At 72.1% G+C, this 19,766-nt stretch carries 22 protein-coding genes; 21 read left to right on the top strand and 1 reads right to left on the bottom strand.

Annotated elements, in window-relative coordinates; translation table 11 throughout:
* Positions 1–10 precede the first annotated feature (10 nt).
* The 14 genes from ffh to ACIPWA_RS03980 all read left to right on the top strand — a co-directional run bounded on the left by ffh (position 11) and on the right by ACIPWA_RS03980 (position 12,428).
* Entirely contained in the window at positions 11–1,633 is a 1,623-nt protein-coding gene (ffh, locus tag ACIPWA_RS03915; protein WP_400288244.1) for a signal recognition particle protein, read from the top strand.
* 132 nt (positions 1,634–1,765) lie between these two features.
* A complete protein-coding gene (locus ACIPWA_RS03920; protein ID WP_056648666.1) occupies positions 1,766–2,884 on the top strand; it encodes an amidohydrolase family protein in 1,119 nt (372 codons plus the stop codon).
* A gap of 276 nt (positions 2,885–3,160) precedes the next feature.
* Positions 3,161–3,589 carry a 30S ribosomal protein S16 gene (gene rpsP, locus ACIPWA_RS03925; RefSeq protein WP_056648668.1) on the top strand — a complete coding sequence of 143 codons (429 nt, stop codon included), beginning with the start codon at positions 3,161–3,163 and terminating at the stop codon, positions 3,587–3,589.
* Positions 3,589–3,828 carry an RNA-binding protein gene (locus tag ACIPWA_RS03930; RefSeq protein WP_030150613.1) on the top strand — a complete coding sequence of 80 codons (240 nt, stop codon included), beginning with the start codon at positions 3,589–3,591 and terminating at the stop codon, positions 3,826–3,828. The genes rpsP and ACIPWA_RS03930 overlap by 1 nt, the downstream gene beginning before the upstream one ends.
* 223 nt (positions 3,829–4,051) lie before the next feature.
* Positions 4,052–4,648, top strand: a complete 597-nt coding sequence (gene rimM, locus ACIPWA_RS03935) for a ribosome maturation factor RimM (protein ID WP_056649012.1) — start codon at positions 4,052–4,054, stop codon at positions 4,646–4,648.
* Between the two features lies 1 nt (position 4,649).
* Positions 4,650–5,489 (top strand): tRNA (guanosine(37)-N1)-methyltransferase TrmD, encoded by an 840-nt coding sequence (gene trmD / locus ACIPWA_RS03940; RefSeq protein WP_400288248.1) that lies wholly within the window; start codon positions 4,650–4,652, stop codon positions 5,487–5,489.
* Between the two features lie 162 nt (positions 5,490–5,651).
* The gene (rplS, locus tag ACIPWA_RS03945) at positions 5,652–6,011 is read left to right on the top strand and encodes a 50S ribosomal protein L19 (RefSeq protein ID WP_056648670.1); all 360 of its coding nucleotides are present in this window, start codon (positions 5,652–5,654) and stop codon (positions 6,009–6,011) included.
* A 214-nt stretch (positions 6,012–6,225) separates the two neighbouring features.
* Positions 6,226–6,927 carry a signal peptidase I gene (lepB, locus tag ACIPWA_RS03950; protein ID WP_056648673.1) on the top strand — a complete coding sequence of 234 codons (702 nt, stop codon included), beginning with the start codon at positions 6,226–6,228 and terminating at the stop codon, positions 6,925–6,927.
* Positions 6,924–7,691 carry a ribonuclease HII gene (locus ACIPWA_RS03955; RefSeq protein ID WP_400288250.1) on the top strand — a complete coding sequence of 256 codons (768 nt, stop codon included), beginning with the start codon at positions 6,924–6,926 and terminating at the stop codon, positions 7,689–7,691. The genes lepB and ACIPWA_RS03955 overlap by 4 nt, the downstream gene beginning before the upstream one ends.
* Before the next feature lie 84 nt (positions 7,692–7,775).
* On the top strand, positions 7,776–8,075 hold the full coding sequence (locus ACIPWA_RS03960) for a DUF2469 domain-containing protein (RefSeq protein ID WP_024840525.1): 300 nt from the start codon (positions 7,776–7,778) through the stop codon (positions 8,073–8,075).
* Between the two features lie 230 nt (positions 8,076–8,305).
* Positions 8,306–8,662 carry a YraN family protein gene (locus ACIPWA_RS03965; RefSeq protein WP_068625614.1) on the top strand — a complete coding sequence of 119 codons (357 nt, stop codon included), beginning with the start codon at positions 8,306–8,308 and terminating at the stop codon, positions 8,660–8,662.
* Positions 8,662–10,200 carry a YifB family Mg chelatase-like AAA ATPase gene (locus ACIPWA_RS03970; protein WP_056648679.1) on the top strand — a complete coding sequence of 513 codons (1,539 nt, stop codon included), beginning with the start codon at positions 8,662–8,664 and terminating at the stop codon, positions 10,198–10,200. The genes ACIPWA_RS03965 and ACIPWA_RS03970 overlap by 1 nt, the downstream gene beginning before the upstream one ends.
* On the top strand, positions 10,193–11,383 hold the full coding sequence (gene dprA, locus ACIPWA_RS03975) for a DNA-processing protein DprA (protein WP_400288252.1): 1,191 nt from the start codon (positions 10,193–10,195) through the stop codon (positions 11,381–11,383). The genes ACIPWA_RS03970 and dprA overlap by 8 nt, the downstream gene beginning before the upstream one ends.
* Positions 11,384–11,438: 55 nt before the next feature.
* On the top strand, positions 11,439–12,428 hold the full coding sequence (locus ACIPWA_RS03980) for a tyrosine recombinase XerC (RefSeq protein WP_400288254.1): 990 nt from the start codon (positions 11,439–11,441) through the stop codon (positions 12,426–12,428).
* A gap of 133 nt (positions 12,429–12,561) precedes the next feature.
* On the opposite strand, the gene ACIPWA_RS03985 is transcribed toward ACIPWA_RS03980, so the two are convergent.
* Positions 12,562–13,122 (bottom strand): peptidoglycan DD-metalloendopeptidase family protein, encoded by a 561-nt coding sequence (locus ACIPWA_RS03985; protein ID WP_400288255.1) that lies wholly within the window; start codon positions 13,120–13,122, stop codon positions 12,562–12,564.
* A gap of 450 nt (positions 13,123–13,572) precedes the next feature.
* On the opposite strand from ACIPWA_RS03985, the gene rpsB reads away from it, so the two are divergent.
* The 7 genes from rpsB (at position 13,573) to ACIPWA_RS04020 (ending at position 19,757) form a co-directional block, all read left to right on the top strand.
* A complete protein-coding gene (gene rpsB, locus ACIPWA_RS03990) occupies positions 13,573–14,541 on the top strand; it encodes a 30S ribosomal protein S2 (protein ID WP_056648684.1) in 969 nt (322 codons plus the stop codon).
* A 105-nt stretch (positions 14,542–14,646) separates the two neighbouring features.
* A complete protein-coding gene (gene tsf / locus ACIPWA_RS03995; RefSeq protein ID WP_056648686.1) occupies positions 14,647–15,486 on the top strand; it encodes a translation elongation factor Ts in 840 nt (279 codons plus the stop codon).
* Between the two features lie 178 nt (positions 15,487–15,664).
* Positions 15,665–16,399, top strand: coding sequence for a UMP kinase (pyrH, locus tag ACIPWA_RS04000; protein ID WP_056649018.1), 735 nt, complete (start codon positions 15,665–15,667; stop codon positions 16,397–16,399).
* Between the two features lie 97 nt (positions 16,400–16,496).
* Positions 16,497–17,054 carry a ribosome recycling factor gene (gene frr / locus ACIPWA_RS04005; protein WP_056648687.1) on the top strand — a complete coding sequence of 186 codons (558 nt, stop codon included), beginning with the start codon at positions 16,497–16,499 and terminating at the stop codon, positions 17,052–17,054.
* Between the two features lie 21 nt (positions 17,055–17,075).
* Positions 17,076–17,921, top strand: coding sequence for a phosphatidate cytidylyltransferase (locus tag ACIPWA_RS04010; protein WP_056648689.1), 846 nt, complete (start codon positions 17,076–17,078; stop codon positions 17,919–17,921).
* Positions 17,922–18,072: 151 nt separating this feature from the next.
* The gene (gene rlmN / locus ACIPWA_RS04015) at positions 18,073–19,209 is read left to right on the top strand and encodes a dual-specificity RNA methyltransferase RlmN (RefSeq protein WP_056648690.1); all 1,137 of its coding nucleotides are present in this window, start codon (positions 18,073–18,075) and stop codon (positions 19,207–19,209) included.
* A complete protein-coding gene (locus ACIPWA_RS04020; protein WP_056648692.1) occupies positions 19,206–19,757 on the top strand; it encodes a DivIVA domain-containing protein in 552 nt (183 codons plus the stop codon). The genes rlmN and ACIPWA_RS04020 overlap by 4 nt, the downstream gene beginning before the upstream one ends.
* Positions 19,758–19,766: the final 9 nt, after the last annotated feature.

Below are 19,766 nucleotides of genomic sequence, written 5' to 3' on the forward strand. Positions count from 1 at the left end.
GGATGACGCGGTGTTCGCCACGCTGTCAGATCGATTGACGTCGACCTTCAAGAACCTGCGGAGCAAGGGCCGTCTCTCCGAGGCGGACATCGACGCCACGATCCGTGAGATCCGGCGCGCGCTCCTCGACGCTGACGTCGCTGTACCCGTCGTCAAGGACTTCACCGGTGCCATCCGGTCCAGGGCCCTGTCGGCCGAGGTCTCCGGCGCGCTCAACCCTGCCCAGCAGGTCGTCAAGATCGTCAACGAGGAGCTCGTGGCGATCCTCGGTGGGGAGAGCCGCGGCCTGCGCCTGGCGAAGAACCCGCCGACCGTCATCATGCTCGCGGGCCTCCAGGGCGCCGGCAAGACGACCCTCGCGGGCAAGCTCGCGCTGCACCTGCGCGAGCAGGGGCACACGCCGCTCCTCGTCGCCGCGGACCTCCAGCGCCCCAACGCGGTCAACCAGCTGTCGGTCGTGGGTGAGCGCGCGGGCGTGCCGGTCTACGCACCGCTGCCCGGCAACCAGGGCTCCGAGGGCGAGTCGGGCACGAGCGTCGGCGACCCGGTCCAGGTGGCGCGCGACGGCGTCGAGACCGCGCGCCAGCGCCAGCACGACGTCGTGATCGTCGACACCGCGGGCCGCCTCGGCGTCGACGCCGAGCTCATGCGCCAGGCCGCGGACATCCGCGACGCGGTGAACCCCGACGAGATCCTGTTCGTCATCGACGCCATGATCGGTCAGGACGCGGTCGCGACCGCCAAGGCCTTCGAGGAGGGCGTCGACTTCACGGGCGTCGTCCTGTCGAAGCTCGACGGCGACGCGCGCGGTGGTGCGGCGCTGTCGGTCGCCCGTGTGACGGGCCGCCCGATCCTCTTCGCCTCGACCGGTGAGAAGCTCACCGACTTCGAGGCCTTCCACCCCGACCGCATGGCCTCGCGCATCCTCGACATGGGTGACGTGCTCACCCTCATCGAGCAGGCCGAGAAAGCGTTCGACTCCGAGCAGGCCGCGAAGATGGCCGAGAAGGTGGCCACGGGCCAGGACTTCACGCTCGCGGACTTCCTCGTCCAGATGCAGCAGATGCGCAACATGGGCTCCATGAAGAAGATGCTCGGCATGCTGCCGGGCATGGGGCAGATGCGCGAGGCGCTCGACAACTTCGACGAGCGCGAGGTCGACCGCATCGAGGCGATCATCCGTTCGATGACGCCGGGCGAGCGCGAGAACCCCAAGATCATCAACGGGTCGCGCCGTGCGCGCATCGCCCGTGGTTCGGGTGTCACCACGAGCGACGTCAACCAGCTCCTCGACCGGTTCGCGGGCGCGCAGAAGATGATGCGCCAGATGAGCCGCGGCGGAGGCATGCCCGGCATGCCCGGCATGGGCAACCTGCCGGGCATGGGGGGCAAGAAGGCCCGTGGGCGTGTCGCGCCCCCGGCCAAGGGGCGCAAGGCGAAGTCCGGCAACCCGGCCAAGCGGGCGGCGGAGGAGGCCGCGCGCCAGGCGCGCGCGCTGGGCGGCCCTGCCGCGCCGCCCGCAGCGCCCGGTGCAGCGTTCGGTGGGCTGGGTGGCGCGAAGGCCCCCCAGAAGTCGACCGACGCGACCGACCTGCAGCTCCCACCCGACCTGGAGAAGTTCCTGGGGCGCTAGCGCGCTAGGTTATGTCCTGCAGGTCACGGTGGCTCACACCCGACCTTCGTCCGACACCTCGTCCGACACCGTGGTCCGGCCCGTCCGGCGGCGCGACGGACGCACCCCGACCGTCCGAGAACCTGGAGACCGATGTCCGCGCTGGAAGGCCCCTCGCTGCACATCAGAGGTCGCATCCTCCTGGGAGACGACCGCGAGGTCTCCGACCTCTGGGTCAAGGACGGCCACGTCACGCTGACCCGCCCGTCCGCGCAGGGCACGAACATGGTCGCGATCGAGGGCTGGGTGCTGCCCGGGCTCGTGGACGTGCACTGCCACGTCGGTCTCGGTCCTGACGGGCCGGTCGACAACGCGACCGCACAGGCGCAGGCCGTCGCGGACCGCGACAGCGGCGTGCTCCTGCTGCGTGACGCGGGGTCCCCGCTCGACACCCGGTGGGTCCGGTCGCGCCGCGACCTGCCGCGTATCGTGCGGGCGGGGCGCCACATCGCGCGCCCCAAGCGCTACCTGCGCAACTTCGGTCTCGAACTCGACGACGTCTCGCAGCTCCCCGAGGTCGTGCGCCAGGAGGCGCGCGCCGGGGACGGCTGGGTCAAGCTCGTCGGGGACTGGATCGACCGCGACCTCGGCGCCGACGGCGACCTGCGCCCCCTGTGGCCGCAGGACGTGCTCACCGAGGCCGTCGCGGTCGCGCACGCCGAGGCCGCGCGCGTCACGGTCCACGCGTTCTCGAGCGAGGTCGTCCCCTCGCTGCTTGCCGCGGGCGTCGACTGCATCGAGCACGGCACCGGGATCCACCCGGACGACATGTACACGCTGTCCGAGCGGGGCATCGCCGTGACGCCCACGCTCCTGCAGGTCGCCGAGTTCGAGAACATCGCCCGGCAGGCCGAGGGCAAGTACCCGCTCTTCGCCTCGCGCATGCGCGACATGCACGAGCGTCGGTACGAGCAGGTGCGCCAGCTCCACGAGGCCGGCATCCAGCTGTTGGTCGGCACCGACGCGGGCGGCACCCTCGGTCACGGCCGGATCGCCGACGAGTGCGCGGAGATGGTGGCCGCGGGCGTCCCGACGGCCGACGTCGTCGCGGCCGCGAGCTGGCAGGGGCGTGAGTTCCTGGGCTACGGCGGGCTCGTCGAGGGGTCGAGCGCGGACCTCGTGGTCTACCCGGAGGACCCCCGCGAGAACATCGAGGTGCTGCGGCACCCGAAGGCCGTGGTGCTGCGCGGGGAACTGGTGTCTCCGGTCTGAGGGGTGGGGCCCTCGCCTGGGCGCGCCGTGCGTGGTGGGTGGGGGTGGTGTCTCCGGTCTGAGGGCTTTCGCACCGGTCCGAGGGAGTCGTCTCGTGTGACACGGGTCCTCGAAGGACGGGTTGGTCGCACGCTGTCTGGTCTGGCACAATAGCCGGGTACTCGGCGTGCCCGGCCCCTCTCTCCGCGCTACGCCGTGTCCCGACCTCGTGCTCGCCTGGTCCCCACCGGGAGGACGCACGGGTCACCTCACCCAGAACCAGGAGAGACCACCACAGTGGCCACCAGAATTCGTTTGAAGCGTCTCGGCAAGATCCGTGCGCCGTACTACCGTGTCGTCGTCGCCGACTCGCGCACCAAGCGCGACGGTCGCGTCATCGAGGAGATCGGCAAGTACCACCCGACCGAGGAGCCGTCGCTCATCGACATCTCCTCCGAGCGTGCGCAGTACTGGCTGAGCGTCGGCGCGCAGCCGTCGCCGCAGGTGCTCGTGCTCCTCAAGATCACGGGTGACTGGCAGAAGTTCAAGGGCCTGCCGGGTGCCGAGGGCACCCTGCGCGTCAAGGGCGAGAAGGTCGACCCGGCCGCTGCCATCGAGGCTGCCGCTCAGGACGCCGAGAAGGCCAAGGCCAAGGCTGCCGAGAAGAAGTCCGCTGCTCCGGTCGAGTCCGCTGACGCGGCTGAGGCAGCCGAAGAGCAGGCCTGATGCTCGGCGAGGCGCTCGAGCACCTGGTGCGCGGGATCGTGGACAACCCGGACGCGGTCCGGGTCAACGCGAAGCCGCTGCGCCGGGGCGAGCTGCTCGAGGTCCGGGTTCACCCCGAGGACCTCGGACGCGTCATCGGGCGAGGCGGGCGCACTGCCCGCGCGCTGCGCACGGTGATCGGAGCCCTGTCGGTCGACGGTCCGGTGCGGGTCGACGTCGTTGACGTCGATCGCCGCTGACGCCTGCTGAGCGCAGAGCCGATTCACAGCACGACGTGACGGTCGGTCCGCCGACTGCACGGTACGACGAGGCCCGGTCCCCTCACGGTGGACCGGGCCTCGTCGTCTGTCCGACACCGGGCACGAGTGCGGCGACGCCGTGCGGGTGCCACGGTGGTCCCGTCCGGTCGAGCGGTCCGCGCCCCGGAACGACCAGCACGTACACGACGAGAAGGAGCACACGATGCAGCTCACGGTGGCCCGTATCGGCCGCGCCCACGGACTGCGCGGCGAGGTCGCGCTGGACCTGCGCACCGACAACCCCGAGGCACGTCTCGTCGTCGGGTCCTCGATCGACACCGAGCCCGCCGAGGCGGGCCCACTGACGATCGAGCGCGCACGGCTGCACCAGGGCAAGTGGCTCGTGACCTTCGCGGGTGTGACGGACCGCTCCGCGGCCGAGCGCATGCGCGGTGTCACGCTCGTGGTCGAGGCCGACGTGTCCGACGAGGAGGACGCCTGGTACCCGCACGAGCTCGCAGGCCTGCGCGCCGAGCTCGAGGACGGGACGGTCGTCGGTGAGGTCCAGGGGCTCGAGCACCTGCCCGCCCACGACATGCTCGTGATCAAGGAGACGGACGGCTCGCGCACGCTCGTGCCGTTCGTGCACGCGATCGTGCCCGTGGTCGACGTCCCCGGCGGTCGCGTGGTGCTGGACCCGCCGGGTGGGCTCCTCGCCCGGGACGCGGACCGGCTCGAGGTCGCCGAGCCCACGCCGGGCTCGGGCGACGACGCCGACGACTCCGACGACTCGGCCGGTGCGGACGGGACGAACGACTGACGTGCGCATCGACATCGTCTCGATCTTCCCCGAGTACCTCGCCGCGCTCGACCTGTCGCTCGTCGGCAAGGCGCGCGTCGCAGGACTGCTCGACCTGCGTGTCCACGACCTGCGCGACTGGACGACCGACCGCCACCGCACGGTCGACGACACGCCCTTCGGCGGGGGAGCGGGCATGGTCATGCGCCCCGACGTGTGGGGGCAGGCCATCGACGAGCTGACCTCGACCGGACCCGCGCACCTGGTGGTCCCGACGCCGTCGGGCACGACCTTCACCCAGCGCACCGCGGAAGCCCTGGCGACCGAGGACCAGCTCGTCTTCGCGTGCGGGCGCTACGAGGGGATCGACGCGCGCGTGGCCGAGCACTACCGCGCCGCGGGGCACCGCGTGAGCGAGCTCTCGATCGGCGACTACGTGCTCAACGGCGGCGAGGTCGCCTCGCTCGTCATGGTCGAGGCCGTCGCCCGCCTGCTTCCCGGAGTGATCGGCAACCCCGAGTCGCTCGTGGAGGAGTCGCACGGTGCGGCCGGCCTGCTCGAGTACCCGGTGTACACCAAGCCGCCCGTCTGGCAGGACATCGAGGTGCCCGACGTCCTGCTCTCCGGGCACCACGCGAAGATCCGCCGCTGGCGCAGGGACCGCGCGCTCGAGAAGACCGCAGCCCGCAGGCCGGACCTGATCGAGGCGCTCGAGGTGAGCTCGCTCGACAAGCACGACCGCGCGTTCCTGACGGGGCTCGGGTGGACGATCGCCGACGGCGCGTTGCGTCGCCCGGTGACGGTCGAGAACCCTGCTCCTGAAGCAGGCCCGGGGACCGTTCCCGGCGGTGTGGCAGAATAGACCCTCGGTGTCCGCCGGTCGGGTCTCTGCCACAGGGGAGGCTCACCGCACGTCCGCGTGCGCGACCGATCTCATGCGAGCACCACCCTTGTACTGAACCGGACCCACCTCGCGGTGGGCCACGAGAACGCGTCTGACCTGTGGCAGAGCGGGGAGAGAACAATGCACACGCTGGACAGCGTCGACGCAGCATCGCTGCGTAGCGACATCCCGGAGTTCCGGGCCGGAGACACCGTCAAGGTCAACGTCAAGGTCGTCGAGGGCAACCGCTCCCGCGTCCAGGCGTTCCAGGGCGTCGTCATCGGCCGCCAGGGTGGCGGCGTCCGCGAGACCTTCACGGTCCGCAAGATCAGCTTCGGTGTCGGCGTGGAGCGTACCTTCCCGGTGCACTCCCCGACGCTCGAGACGATCGAGGTCGTCACGCGCGGTGACGTCCGTCGCGCCAAGCTGTACTACCTGCGCAAGCTGCGCGGCAAGAAGGCGAAGATCAAGGAGAAGCGCGACGCGCTTCCCGCCAAGTGATCCGGTCCTGACGCCCCGTCAGCCGCACTGCACGCCCACGGGCGGTCACCTCTCGAGGTGGCCGCCCGTCGGCGTCCCGGCGCGCGCCGTTTTCCCCTCTCGGGCGTCGAAATGGCACAGTGAGCGCGTGACAGAGAGCGCCGCCCAGGCAGCAGCCCGACCCGAACCCGCCCCCGGTGACCATCCGGGGGCCGGTGCTCACGCAAGGAGCGAGATGGCAGAGCAGCAGCCCGGCGCGCGCCGCGCACCCCGCAGGCCGTCGCTCGTGCGCGAGACCGCGATCATCCTGGTCAGCGCCCTGGTGCTCTCGTGGCTCATCAAGTCGTTCCTCGTGCAGGCCTTCTTCATCCCGAGCGCCTCGATGGAGGACACGCTCGTCGAGGGGGACCGGGTGATGGTCTCCCGGCTCGTGCCCGACGCGTTCGACGTCCACCGCGGGGACGTCATCGTCTTCAAGGACCCGGGCAGCTGGCTCCCGCCGTACGTCGCCCCCGACCGCGGGCCGGTGGGCAACGCCGTGACGTCGGCCATGACGTTCGTGGGACTGCTCCCGCAGGACACGGGCGAGCACCTCATCAAGCGCGTGATCGGCCTCCCGGGCGACACGGTCGTGTGCTGCGACGCCCAGGGGCGCGTGAGCGTCAACGGGCAGCCCATCGACGAGACGTACATCAAGCCGGGCTCCGTCCCGAGCCAGGACCCTTTCGACACCGTGGTCCCGGAGGGCATGCTGTTCGTCATGGGCGACAACCGCCAGCACTCCGCCGACTCGCGCTACAACACGGGCAAGCCGGGCGGCGGGTTCGTGCCGATCAACAACGTCGTAGGGACCGCTTTCGTCAAGGTCTGGCCCCTGAGCGACTTCACGTTCATGCGCAACCCGGGCGACGTGTTCGCGGAGGTGCCGGAACCGTGACGACCGACCTCGGTGCGCGCCCCGCGCCCGCGAACAAGCCCCGCAAGGCCCCCGCCAAGCGGGCGACCGGCCCGGTGCCGCCGACCATGCGCCACGAGCGCTCGATGCTCGACTCGGGGGCACGGTTCGTCGCCGGCATGGACGAGGTCGGGCGCGGGGCTCTCGCCGGACCGGTCAGCGTGGGCGTCGTCGTGGTCGACCTGACCACGGGCGCGTTCCCGGAGGGGCTGACCGACTCCAAGATGCTCACGCCCGCTGCGCGCGAGGCGATGCTGCCCGCGGTGCGCGACTGGGGTCTCGCATGGGCCGTCGGGCACGCGGGCCCCGCGGAGATCGACGCCCACGGGATCGTGGCCGCCCTCCGGCTCGCCGGGCGCCGCGCGCTCGCCCAGGTCCGCAGGTCGCTCGGACCCGTCGACGCCGTCCTGCTCGACGGCAAGCACGACTGGCTGACCCGCCCGACGGTCGACCTCTTCGAGGCCTTCGACCTGGACCCCGAGGACGACCTGGGGGCGCTGCCTGACCCTGCCGTGCGGACCCTGGTCAAGGCCGACCTCCAGTGCGCCTCGGTCGCGGCGGCGAGCGTGCTCGCCAAGTGCGAGCGCGACGGCCTCATGACGGGGCTTGCCCGGCAGTACCCGGCCTACGGCTGGGACGGCAACAAGGGGTACGGCGCGGCCGTGCACGTCGAGGCGCTCAAGGCCCACGGCCCGACGCCGCAGCACCGGCGCAGCTGGCGGCTCCCCGAGCAGGACGGGGCCTGAGGGGAGAGGCTCGTCGGCGCGCCGCAGCGTGCGTGCGCGGGTGCGCGTCCCGGGTTCGGTCCGCCGATGGTCCATGATGGTCCAGTGAGCGCCGAAGACCTCGAGAACTATGAGACCGAGATGGAGCTGGCCCTCTACCGCGAGTATCGCGATGTGGTGGGCCTGTTCTCCTACGTGGTCGAGACCGAACGACGTTTCTACCTCGCGAACCAGGTGGACCTGCAGGTCCGCTCGGCCGCCGGCGAGGTGTACTTCGAGCTACGGCTGGCCGACGCGTGGGTCTGGGACGTCTACCGGTCGGCCCGCTTCGTGAAGTCGGTGCGCGTCGTGACGTTCAAGGACGTGAACGTCGAGGAGCTGGCCAAGGCCGAGCTCCAGCTCTAGGAGCCACGGGGCGGCGGCGGGTGCTGCGGAGCCCGTGCTGGCATGCCCGTACCTGTACCCGTGATCGCCGCGTGCGGTGCTGCCGTCAGCCGCCGTGCACGGCCACGCAGCGGCCGCCCGCGGCTTCGAGCCGTGCACAGGCGCGCGACCCGCGGGGCCGTCCACAGGCCCCGTGTCCCCGCGCCCCGCGCCGCCCCTGAGTGCGTCAGGGTGTGGCCCGGAGGTGGGACATGGGAGCGAAGGACGCTGTCGGTCGGTACGGGGAGAAGATCGCCGCGAGATACCTGGTCGAGGCCGGATGGGTCGTGCTCGACCGCAACTGGCGCGGCACCCGGGGCGAGCTCGACGTGGTGGCCAGGGACGGCGACGTGCTCGTCGTCGTCGAGGTCAAGACGCGACGAGGCACGGCCTACGGGCATCCCGCCGAGGCCGTGACCCCGGACAAGCTCGCGCGGCTGCGCCGGCTGACCGGTGAGTGGATGGCCGCCCACCCGGTGCGGCCGGGCTCGGTCCGGATCGACGTCGTGGCCGTCGTGCTCCCGCAGGCAGGGGCCGCGCAGGTCGAGCACCTCGTCGGGGTCAGCTGATGACCCTCGGCACGACGTTCGCGGTCTCGCTCGTGGGACTCTCGGGCCACCTCGTGGAGGTGCAGGCCCACCTGGCAGCCTCGGTCCCCGGGTTCACGCTCGTGGGGCTGCCGGACGCGGCGCTGTCCGAGTCGCGCGACCGCGTCCGGGCCGCGATCGCCTCGTCCGGCATCTCGTGGCCCCAGCGCAAGGTCACGGTCAACCTGTCTCCCGCGTCGCTGCCGAAGTCCGGCTCGGGCTTCGACCTGGCCATCGCCGTGGCGATGCTGGCCGGCGCTCGCCGGATCTCGGTGTCCGACCCCGAGAAGGTGGTGCACATCGGCGAGCTCGGGCTCGACGGTCGGCTGCAGCCCGTCCGCGGGGTGCTCCCTGCCGTGGCCGCCGCGGTCGCGGCCGGGCTGTGCGACGTCGTCGTGCCGCTGGAGGACGCGCAGGAGGCGCGCCTCGTGCCCGGGGCGCGCGTCGTCGGCGTCGCGAGCCTCGCCGAGGTCGCGGCCCTCTACGGCGCCGAGGTCCCCGGCATGGTCCTGCCGTCGGCCGCCTCCCGTGCGCCACGGGTCGAACGGCCACGACGGGCCGAGGGCGATCTGCGGGACGTCCTGGGGCAGGAGCAGGCCCGGCGAGCCGTCGAGGTCGCCGCAGCGGGAGGCCACCACCTGCTGCTCGTCGGACCCCCCGGGGCGGGCAAGACCATGCTCGCGTCGCGGATCACGAGCATCCTGCCGGACCTCGACGAGGCCGAGGCCGTCGAGGTCACCGCGGTCCACTCGGTCGCGGGGGTGTTCGACCCCGGTCAGGGACTCGTGCGGCGTCCGCCCTACGAAGACCCCCACCACACGGCGACGGCCGCCTCGATCGTCGGCGGAGGGTCGGGCCTGCCTCGTCCCGGTGCCGCCTCGCGGGCGCACCGGGGGGTCCTCTTCCTCGACGAGGCCCCCGAGTTCGGCTCCCGGGTGCTCCAGACGCTGCGGCAGCCGCTCGAGCACGGTGAGCTCGTGATCCACCGGGCCGCGGGCTCGGCGCGCTACCCGGCACGCTTCCAGCTGGTGCTCGCCGCGAACCCCTGCCCGTGCGGTCTCTCGATCGGCAAGGGGATCGAGTGCCAGTGCACGCCGATCGTCCGCCGTCGGTACTTCGGGCGCCTCTCGGGGCCGCTGCTCGACCGCGTGGACGTCCAGGTCGAGGTGCGCCCCGTGACCCGGGTGGACCGTGCGGGCGAGGGGGACGTGGAGACGAGCGCGACGGTCGCCGTGCGTGTCGCCGACGCGCGGGCCGCGGCAAAGGCTCGGCTCGCGGGGACCCCCTGGTCGACGAACGCCGAGGTGCCCGGGACGTGGCTGCGCGAACGGTTGGGCGCGGGGCGAGGCCTGCTGGCCGACGTCGACACGGCGCTCGACCGTGGGACGCTCTCGCTGCGCGGGGCCGACCGGGTGCTGCGCCTCGCCTGGACCGTCGCGGACCTCGCAGGGCGGGCCGCGCCCACCCGGTCGGACGTGGGGCAGGGGCTCGCGCTGCGGACCAGGGGCCACCATGGGTGAGCGGCGTCGTGCCTCGTTCGACCTCTCCGACCCGCTGCTCGCGCGTGCGGCGTGGAGCCGGATCACGGAGCCGGGCGACCAGGTCGCGGGCGCGCTCGTCGCGCACCTCGGTGCCGCCGACTCTCTCGCGTGGCTCTACGAGGTCGTCGACGACCCCCACCGGCTGGCGCTGGGAGCGCTCGCGGGTCGCGACGAGCGACCCGCAGGGGACCGGCTCGTGCGCGCGGTCGAGCGTTGGCGTGGACGGTTGCCCGGCCTGGACCCTGCGCGTGAGCTGGGCGCCTTCGGCAGGATCGGCGGCCGCCTCGTGATCCCGGAGGACCCGCGGTGGCCGACCGCGCTCGACGACCTGGGCGCCGCCGCCCCGCTCGCGCTCTGGGTCCGGGGCGACGACGACCTCGCCGCGCTCTCGACCCGCTCGCTCGCGCTCGTGGGGGCGCGCGCGTGCACGGACTACGGGCGGCACGTCGCCGCGGACCTCGCGGTGGGACTGGTCGACCGTCGCTTCACGGTCGTCTCGGGAGGCGCCTACGGGATCGACGCCGCCGCGCACCGCGGCGCTCTCGCCGCCGCAGGGCGGACGGTCGCGTTCCTCGCCGGAGGGGCAGACCGTCTCTACCCCGCGGGGAACACCGACCTGCTGCGCGCCGTCCTGGAGGAGGGGAGCGTGGTCAGCGAGGTCCCGCCGGGCTCGGTCCCGAGCCGGGTGCGCTTCCTGCACCGCAACCGCCTCATCGCCGCGTTCTCCGGAGCGACCGTCGTGGTCGAGGCGGCCTGGCGCTCGGGGGCGCTGAGCACCGCGACGCACGCGGCTGCGCTCCTGCGCCCCGTGGGCGCGGTCCCCGGACCGGTCACCTCGATGGCCTCGGGCGGGTGCCACCGGCTGCTCCGGGACGCGAAGGCGGTCTGCGTCACCGACGCCGCCGAGGCTGCCGAGCTGGGAGGCACCGCGGGGGCCGACGCCGTCACGGTCCCGGCGGGACGCCACGAGCCGCAGGACGGGCTCGACGAGGTGGGCCGGCGGCTCTGGGACGCGCTCCCGGTGCGAGCCCACGCTCCGGTCGAGTCGGTGGCCCGGACGGCCGGGCTCGGCAGCCAGGAGACGCTCGGAGGCCTCGGCCACCTCGAGCTCGTGGGGCTCGCCGAGCAGTCGGGCGGGCGGTGGCGCAGGCTCGGCGGGTAGGGCTGCCGGGCGTGGCAGACCCGTCACGGCGGGAACGCTCCGCGAGACTGGTGCCATGAGCACCTCCGAGAAGCGTCCGCCCGGTGCCGGGAAGGCCGGGCAGGACGAACCCGGGCAGCCGGATGCTGCGCCCGACCTCCCGGCCGGGCTGACCGCCGCGGTCGCGGCGTTCGAGGAGCACCTGGCCGTGCAGCGCGGACTCTCCGCACACACCGTGCGCGCCTACACGGGCGACGTGCGCTCGCTCCTGGGGCGCGCCGTCGGGACGGGCGTGCGCGAGCTCGACGACGTCGACATCGCGGTGCTGCGCGACTGGCTCGCCGACCTCGGGGCGCGGGACCTGGCGCGCACCACGATGGCGCGCCGCGGCGCCGCGGCGCGCGCCTTCTTCGCCTGGACCACGAGCACGGGGCGCACTGCGCAGAACCCCGCGCTGCGCCTCGCGAGCCCCCGCGTCCCGCGTCACCTGCCCACGGTCCTCGCGGTCGACTCGGCCGCACACCTCATGGAGACCGCCCGCGAGTCTGCCGCCGACGGCGACCCTGCCCGGCTGCGCGAGTGGGCCGCTCTCGAGGTGCTCTACGCCTCGGGTGTGCGTGTCGCCGAGCTCGTCGGGATCGACGTCGACGACGTGGACCTGGGGGAGCGGACCCTGCGCGTGGTCGGCAAGGGCGACAAGGAGCGGGTCGTGCCGTTCGGTGTGCCTGCCGGGCGGGCGATCCGTCGCTGGCTCGACGCCGGTCGCCCCGCGCTCGCGGTGGCCGACTCCGGACCGGCGCTCCTGCTGGGGGACCGCGGGCATCGATGGGGCCAGCGGCAGGCGCGCGAGACGGTGCACCGGCTCGCGGCGCTCGCGGGCGTCGACGACGTGACGCCGCACGACCTGCGCCACAGCGCCGCGACGCACCTGCTGCAGGGCGGCTCCGACCTGCGCAGCGTCCAGGAGGTGCTCGGGCACGCGACGCTCTCCACGACGCAGCGTTACACGCACGTCAGCGCCGACCGGCTGCGGGCCTCGTTCGAGCAGGCGTTCCCGAGGGCGTGACGGGTCCCTGCCGCGGCCGGCGGGCGCGGGGCGTCAATCGCCTGGGCCTGGGCCTGGGCCCGGGGCCGCTGCTGCACCGGTACCGACGCTGACGCTGACGTCGACGTCGACGCTGTGCTCGGCCGGTCGAGGCTCAGCGCAGCGGCAGGAGCACGATCGGTTCACGCGGTGCCAGCAGGGCGAGCGGGTCCAGGTAGTGCTCTCCGCGCCGGACGCCCCAGTGGAGGCACGACGCCGGCACGCAGTGCCAGGCGGCGGCCCCGCCACCTCCGTCGGGGCCGCTCTCGAGAGTCCCGACGACCTCGCCGCGCGCGACCCTCGCCCCGGGACCCACGCTCCCCGCGACGGGTTCGAGCGAGGTGCGCAGCCCGTCGTCGTGAAGCACCACGACGACGCCGCGGTCCACGACCGTCCCGACGAACGTCACGACCCCGGCGTCAGGAGCGACGACCGCCGCCCCGGGCGACGCGCCGAGGTCCACGCCGCGGTGCCCGGCGAGCCAGTCCTGGTCGGGTGGGAGGAAGGGGCGCAGCACGACGAGGTCGCCGGCGACCGGCGCGACCCAGGGATCGCTCGCCGGTGTGCCTGCGCCCCCGCCCAGTGCGAGGGGCGCAGGCGACGCGACGAGGGCGAGCGCGAGGGCCCCGGCGACGACGGCGGAGAGGCGGGCGGGGCGTGACAGGATGGCGGGCACGGGCCGAGCATCGCGCACCGCCGTGGCGTGCGGTGTGCCGGCATCCGAGCCTGTGGACCGGACCGATCCGCGAGGACCTGTGGACGGGTCCGGTCGGGGCCGCGCATCAGGTAGACTTAACGCCGCGATCGGCACGTTCATTCGGACGGCCCACGAGCACCTCCGGCGGAGTCCGCCGGAGACGCCACGGCCCCCGCTGCGCGCCGTCGACTTCGCGCGTCACTTCCCCGCCTCCCGGCTCGCCAGGGCCAGCGGCAGGGGCTGCCACGACAACGGTCCGGACCCTCGTTCGCCAGGGTCCGGCGTCGCCAGGCGGTGTGACGCCAGGGGTGCACGGCCAATCCCGGCCCGCACCGACAACCGAAAGCACCGACCGGACGCCGCGCGCCCGGTCGGACGAACGAGCGTGAGCAGCGGGAGGATCCCGCGTCACGCCTGAAAGGACGTGCCATGGCCGTCGTGACCATGCGCCAGCTCCTCGACAGCGGAGTCCACTTCGGACACCAGACCCGCCGCTGGAACCCGAAGATGAAGCGATTCATCTTCACGGAGCGCAACGGCATCTACATCGTCGACCTGCAGCAGTCGCTGTCCTACATCGACCGCGCGTACGAGTTCGTCAAGGAGACCGTCGCCCACGGTGGCACGATCCTCTTCGTCGGCACCAAGAAGCAGGCGCAGGAGCCCGTCGCCGAGCAGGCCGCTCGCGTGGGCATGCCCTACGTGAACCACCGCTGGCTCGGTGGCATGCTCACCAACTTCACCACGGTGCACAAGCGTCTGCAGCGCATGAAGGAGCTCGAGGAGATCGACTTCGACGACGTCGCAGCCTCGGGTCTCACCAAGAAGGAGCTGCTCGTCCTGCGTCGCGAGAAGGACAAGCTGACCCGCACCCTGGGCGGCATCCGCGACATGGCGAAGGTCCCCTCCGCCGTGTGGATCGTCGACACCAACAAGGAGCACCTGGCCGTCGACGAGGCGCGCAAGCTGCGCATCCCGATCGTCGCGATCCTGGACACCAACTGCGACCCCGACGTCGTCGACTACAAGATCCCGGGCAACGACGACGCGATCCGCGCCGTCACGCTGCTCACCCGCGTGATCGCCGACGCCGCCGCCGAGGGCCTGCTCCAGCGCCACTCGGGCCGCACGGGCGCCGAGGCCGGCACGGCCACCGAGGCAGAGCCCCTCGCCGAGTGGGAGCGCGAGCTCCTCGCCGGTTCCGAGGCAGAGGCCGCTGTCGAGACCGCAGCCGCTGCTGAGGTCGTCGCCGAGGTCGCCGTCGAGGCTGCTGCCGAGGCCGAGGTCGTCGCCGAGGCTGCTGCCGAGGTCGCTGAGGCTGCCGTCGAGGCCGCCGCTGAGGCTGAGGTCGTCGCCGAGGCCGAGGTCATCGCCGAAGAGGCCGACGAGTCCAAGTGACGACGTGGTGCGCGCCCCTCTCACGAGGGGCGCGCACCCGCCGCACCGCCCGCTCCACGTTCTCCCCGGGGAGCCCCGGGACCCCAGACAGGTAAGGACAGCACCATGGCGAACTACACCGCAGCCGACATCAAGGCACTGCGCGAGCGCACCGGCGCCGGCATGCTCGACGTCAAGAAGGCTCTCGACGAGGCCGACGGCGACTCCGAGAAGGCGCTCGAGATCATCCGCGTCAAGGGCCTGAAGGGCGTCGCCAAGCGCGAGGGCCGTTCGACCTCCGAGGGCCTCGTGGCCGTCGACATCTCCGAGACCGAGGGTGGCCAGGTCGCCACGCTCATCGAGCTCAACTCCGAGACGGACTTCGTCGCGAAGAACGAGAACTTCCTCAACCTCGCGGCGCGCGTGCTCAAGGCCGTCGCCGACTCGGGTGCTGCGGACACGGACGCGGCCCTCGCCGCGGACGCCGACGGCGAGTCCGTCCAGCTCGTGATCGACAACACCGCCGCGTCGCTCGGCGAGAAGGTCGTCCTTCGCCGTGCCACGCGCATCGCCGGTGAGCGCGTCACCGCGTACCTGCACCGCACCGCCAAGGACCTGCCGCCGTCGATCGGCGTCGTCGTCGCGACGAACGCTGCCGGCGAGGCCGTCGCCAAGGACATCGCGCAGCACATCGCCGCGCTGTCCCCGACGTACCTGACGCGTGAGGACGTCCCCGAGGACGTCGTCGCCAACGAGCGTCGCATCGCCGAGGAGACCTCGCGCAACGAGGGCAAGCCCGAGGCCGCCTTGCCGAAGATCATCGAGGGCCGCCTGAACGGCTTCTTCAAGGACGTCGTCCTCGTCGACCAGCCGCTCGCGAAGGACCCCAAGAAGACCGTCGGCCAGGTGCTCGCCGAGGTCGGTGGCACGGTCACCGAGTTCGTGCGGTACCGCGTCGGCGCCTGACGCACTCCACCGGTGGCCCGGTCCGCGCACCCGCGCGGACCGGGCTACCGCGCACCGGGACCCGGCCAGGTCCCGGCGCACCACGCAACACCCCGGGGACACCTCGCAGGACCGTCCTCGGAACGTCCTGGGGCAGACCTCGGGAGCTCGGAACGACGAAGAACAGGTGGCGCTGCACATGGGCGACAACATCGAGACCACGACCCCGGCACGACGAGTTCTGCTGAAGCTCTCCGGTGAGACCTTCGGTGGCGGACAGATCGGCCTGGCGCCGGACGTCGTCCAGCGCGTCGCGGGCGAGATCGCGGAGGCCGTGCGTCAGGGCGTGCAGGTCGCGATCGTCGTGGGCGGCGGCAACTTCTTCCGCGGGGCCGAGCTCTCGCAGCGTGGCCTCGACCGTGCGCGCGCCGACTACATGGGCATGCTGGGCACGGTCATGAACTGCCTCGCGCTCCAGGACTTCCTCGAGCAGGCGGGCGTCGACACGCGCGTGCAGACCGCCATCACGATGGGCCAGGTCGCCGAGCCGTACATCCCGCTGCGCGCCATCCGTCACATGGAGAAGGGGCGCGTCGTCATCTTCGGTGCCGGCGCGGGCATGCCCTACTTCTCGACCGACACCGTCTCGGTCCAGCGCGCGCTCGAGACCCACTGCCAGGAAGTCCTCATGGGCAAGAACGGCGTCGACGGGGTCTACAGCGCGGACCCGCGCACCAACCCGGACGCGGTCAAGCTCGACCACCTCACCTACACCGACGCCCTGGTGGGCGACCTCGCCGTCATGGACGCCACGGCCCTGAGCCTGTGCCGCGACAACGACGTGACCATGCGCGTCTTCGGCATGGGGGACCCGGGCAACGTGACCCGCGCCCTCCTGGGGGACAATATCGGGACACTGGTCACCACGAGCTGACCGGACGACCGACGCACGACCCGGGGCGCGCTGCGTCCCGGTGCGCCCCGCGGCGCACAGGACGGCAAGCCCTGCAACGCACGACGAAGGAGCACTGGTGATCGACGAGACCCTCCTCGAGGCCGAAGAGAAGATGGACAAGGCGATCGAGGTCGCCAAGGAGGACTTCGCCAACATCCGCACGGGACGTGCGAGTGGCGCGATGTTCAACAAGATCACGGTCGAGTACTACGGGGCCCCGACGCCCCTCCAGCAGCTCGCCTCGTTCAACACGCCCGAGGCCCGCACGATCGTCATCTCGCCCTTCGACAAGACCGCGCTGTCCGCGATCGAGAAGGCGATCCGTGACTCGGACCTGGGCGTCAACCCGTCGAACGACGGGAACATCATCCGGGTCGTGCTCCCCGTGCTCACGGAGGAGCGTCGCCGCGACTACGTGAAGCTCGCCAAGGGCAAGGCCGAGGACGCACGCGTCTCGGTGCGCAACATCCGTCGTCGTGCCAAGGAGCAGCTCGACCGCATCGTGAAGGACGGCGAAGCGGGCGAGGACGAGGGCACGCGTGCGGAGAAGGAGCTCGAAGCTCTCACCAAGAGCCACGTCGACACGATCGACGCGCTGCTCGCCGGCAAGGAGAGCGAGCTCCTCGAGGTCTGATGGCGAACTCCGAACGCACCGATGACACGTGATGCTGTCGCGTCCGAGCCCCGGCGGACGCCGAAGGCCGGACGCGACCTGCCGAAGGCGATCGCCGTCGGCGTCGGGCTCCTCCTCGTCGTGGGGGCCTCGCTGGGGTTCCGTCCGGAGCCGTTCGTCCTGCTGGCGATCGCCGCGGTGGGGGCGGCGCTCTGGGAGCTGAAGCAGGCCTTCCTGCGCCGCGACATCCACCTGCCCCTCCTGCCTCTCCTGGTGGGTGCGGCGGGGATCATGATCTCGTCGTACTACGCCGGGCCCGAGGCCCTCATGGTCTCGTTCGTGCTGACGGTGGCGGGCGTCGTGGTCTGGCGGGTGATCGACGGCTCGGGCACCGCTGCCGTGCGGGACGCCGCGGCCGGCACGTTCGCGACCGCGTACCTGCCGTTCATGGCGGGCTTCGTCATGATGATGCTGGCGAACCCGGAGAACGGACGGATCCAGGTCCTGCTGTTCATCCTGCTGGCGGTCGCGAACGACGTCGGCGGGTACGTGGCCGGTGTGCTGTTCGGTCGCCACCCGCTGGCCCGCTCGATCAGTCCCAAGAAGAGCTGGGAGGGTCTGGCGGGCTCGTTCGTGCTCGCGACCGCGGTCGGCGTCGTGGGGGCCGTCTACGGTCTGGGCGCGAGCCCCGTGATCGGCGTCGCGCTGGGCGTCATGGTGCCGCTCACGGCGACCGTGGGGGACCTGGCCGAGTCGATGATCAAGCGCGACCTAGAATTGAAGGACATGGGGTCCCTCCTGCCGGGGCACGGAGGTGTCCTCGACCGGCTGGACTCCATGCTCCTGACGGCCCCGTTCGTGTTCCTGCTGCTGTCCGTCTCGCTCTGAGGCGGTCCCCGTGAGGGGTGGCAGGGCTCGTCCGTCCGCGTGCGTGCCGGCCTGCGTGATAACGCACCGGCACGCTCGCACGCTCGCTCCGGACCGCCTCGGTGCGTGCCTGATCTGACCTGTTCCACCCGTTCCAACCTCTGGATCCACCATGTCTGTTCGCCCGTCCGTCGAATCGAAGCCGCTGCCGCTCGTCATGTCGGCACCCCGCCGCGGGAAGCCCCCGCGTCACTTCGCCGACCTCTCTGCCGAGGAACGGACGGCGGCCGTCGTGGAGCTGGGGGAGAAGCCCTTCCGTGCCAAGCAGCTCGCGACGCACTACTACGCGCACTACACGAGTGCCGCGGAGGACATGACGGACCTGCCCAAGGCCTCGCGCGACCTGCTGGTCGAGAACCTGTTCCCGCAGCTGCTCACGCCCGCGCGCGTGATGCAGGCGGACGGCGGCACGACCGTCAAGACGCTCTGGAAGCTCTTCGACGCGGCCAAGGTCGAGTCGGTCCTCATGCGGTACCCGAACCGGTCGACGCTGTGCGTCTCGAGCCAGGCCGGCTGCGGCATGGCGTGCCCGTTCTGCGCGACGGGCCAGCTCGGTCTGACCCGCAACCTGTCGACCGCGGAGATCGTCGAGCAGGTGCGCTCGGCCGCGAAGTCGCTCGCCGACGGCGACATCCCCGGCGGCCCGGCCCGGCTCAACAACCTGGTCTTCATGGGCATGGGCGAGCCGATGGCCAACTACAAGGCCGTCATGGGCACCATCCGCCAGCTCATCGCCCCGGCCCCCGAGGGCCTGGGCATGTCGGCGCGCAACATCACCGTCTCGACCGTGGGTCTGGTCCCGGCGATGAACAAGCTGTCGGCCGAGGGCATCCCGGTCACGCTCGCGCTCTCGCTCCACGCGCCGGACGACGACCTGCGCAGCGAGCTCGTCCCGATCAACACCCGGTGGTCGGTCGACGAGACGCTCGACGCGGCACGCAACTACTTCGAGGTCACGGGTCGACGCGTCAGCATCGAGTACGCGCTCATCAAGGACATGAACGACCACGCCTGGCGGGCGGACCTGCTGGGCGAGAAGCTCACGGCGCGCGGTTCGGGCTGGGTGCACGTCAACCCCATCCCGCTCAACCCGACGCCGGGCTCGATCTGGACGGCCAGCGAGCGCGACGTGGAGGACGAGTTCGTCGCACGCTTGCGCGGGCACGGGATTCCGACCACTATTCGTGACACACGTGGCAGCGACATCGATGGTGCGTGCGGACAGCTGGCAGCCGAGGAGGAAGAGTGAGTGCGTTGTTCAGCACCGTCTCGAAGGTGCGCAACGGGTACGACCCCGAAGAGGTGGACGAGTTCTTCGACCACGCCCGTCAGGTCTACGAGGGCAAGAAGCCCGAGCGCCTGACGAGCACGGACATCCAGGTCTCGATGTTCGACCTGGTCCGTGGCGGGTACGACACCCACGAGGTCGACGCGGCCCTCGACCGCCTGGAGGGCGCGTTCATCGCCCGCCAGCGCGCCGAGTACGTCGCGGTCAACGGGCAGCAGGCCTGGATGAACGCCCTGGCCGAGCGGGCGCGCAGCCTGTACGGCCGGCTGGGTCGTCCGGACGGCGAGCGCTTCGCACCGGCAGGCCGGGGCGAGTCGGGCTACGACATGGACGACGTCGACGACCTGTGCGACCGCCTGGTGGCGTACTTCGACCGCCAGGAGCCCATCACGGCCGCCGAGATCCGCAGCGCGACGTTCGCGCGTCGCCGCGGCAAGGACGGCTACGCCGAGGGGCCCGTGGACGCGTTCTTCGCCCGGGCCATCGAGGTGCTGCTCGGCGTCGAGTGACGTCGTGCG

The organism is Oerskovia enterophila, assembly GCF_044748475.1.
Taxonomy (GTDB): Bacteria; Actinomycetota; Actinomycetes; order Actinomycetales; family Cellulomonadaceae; genus Oerskovia; species Oerskovia enterophila.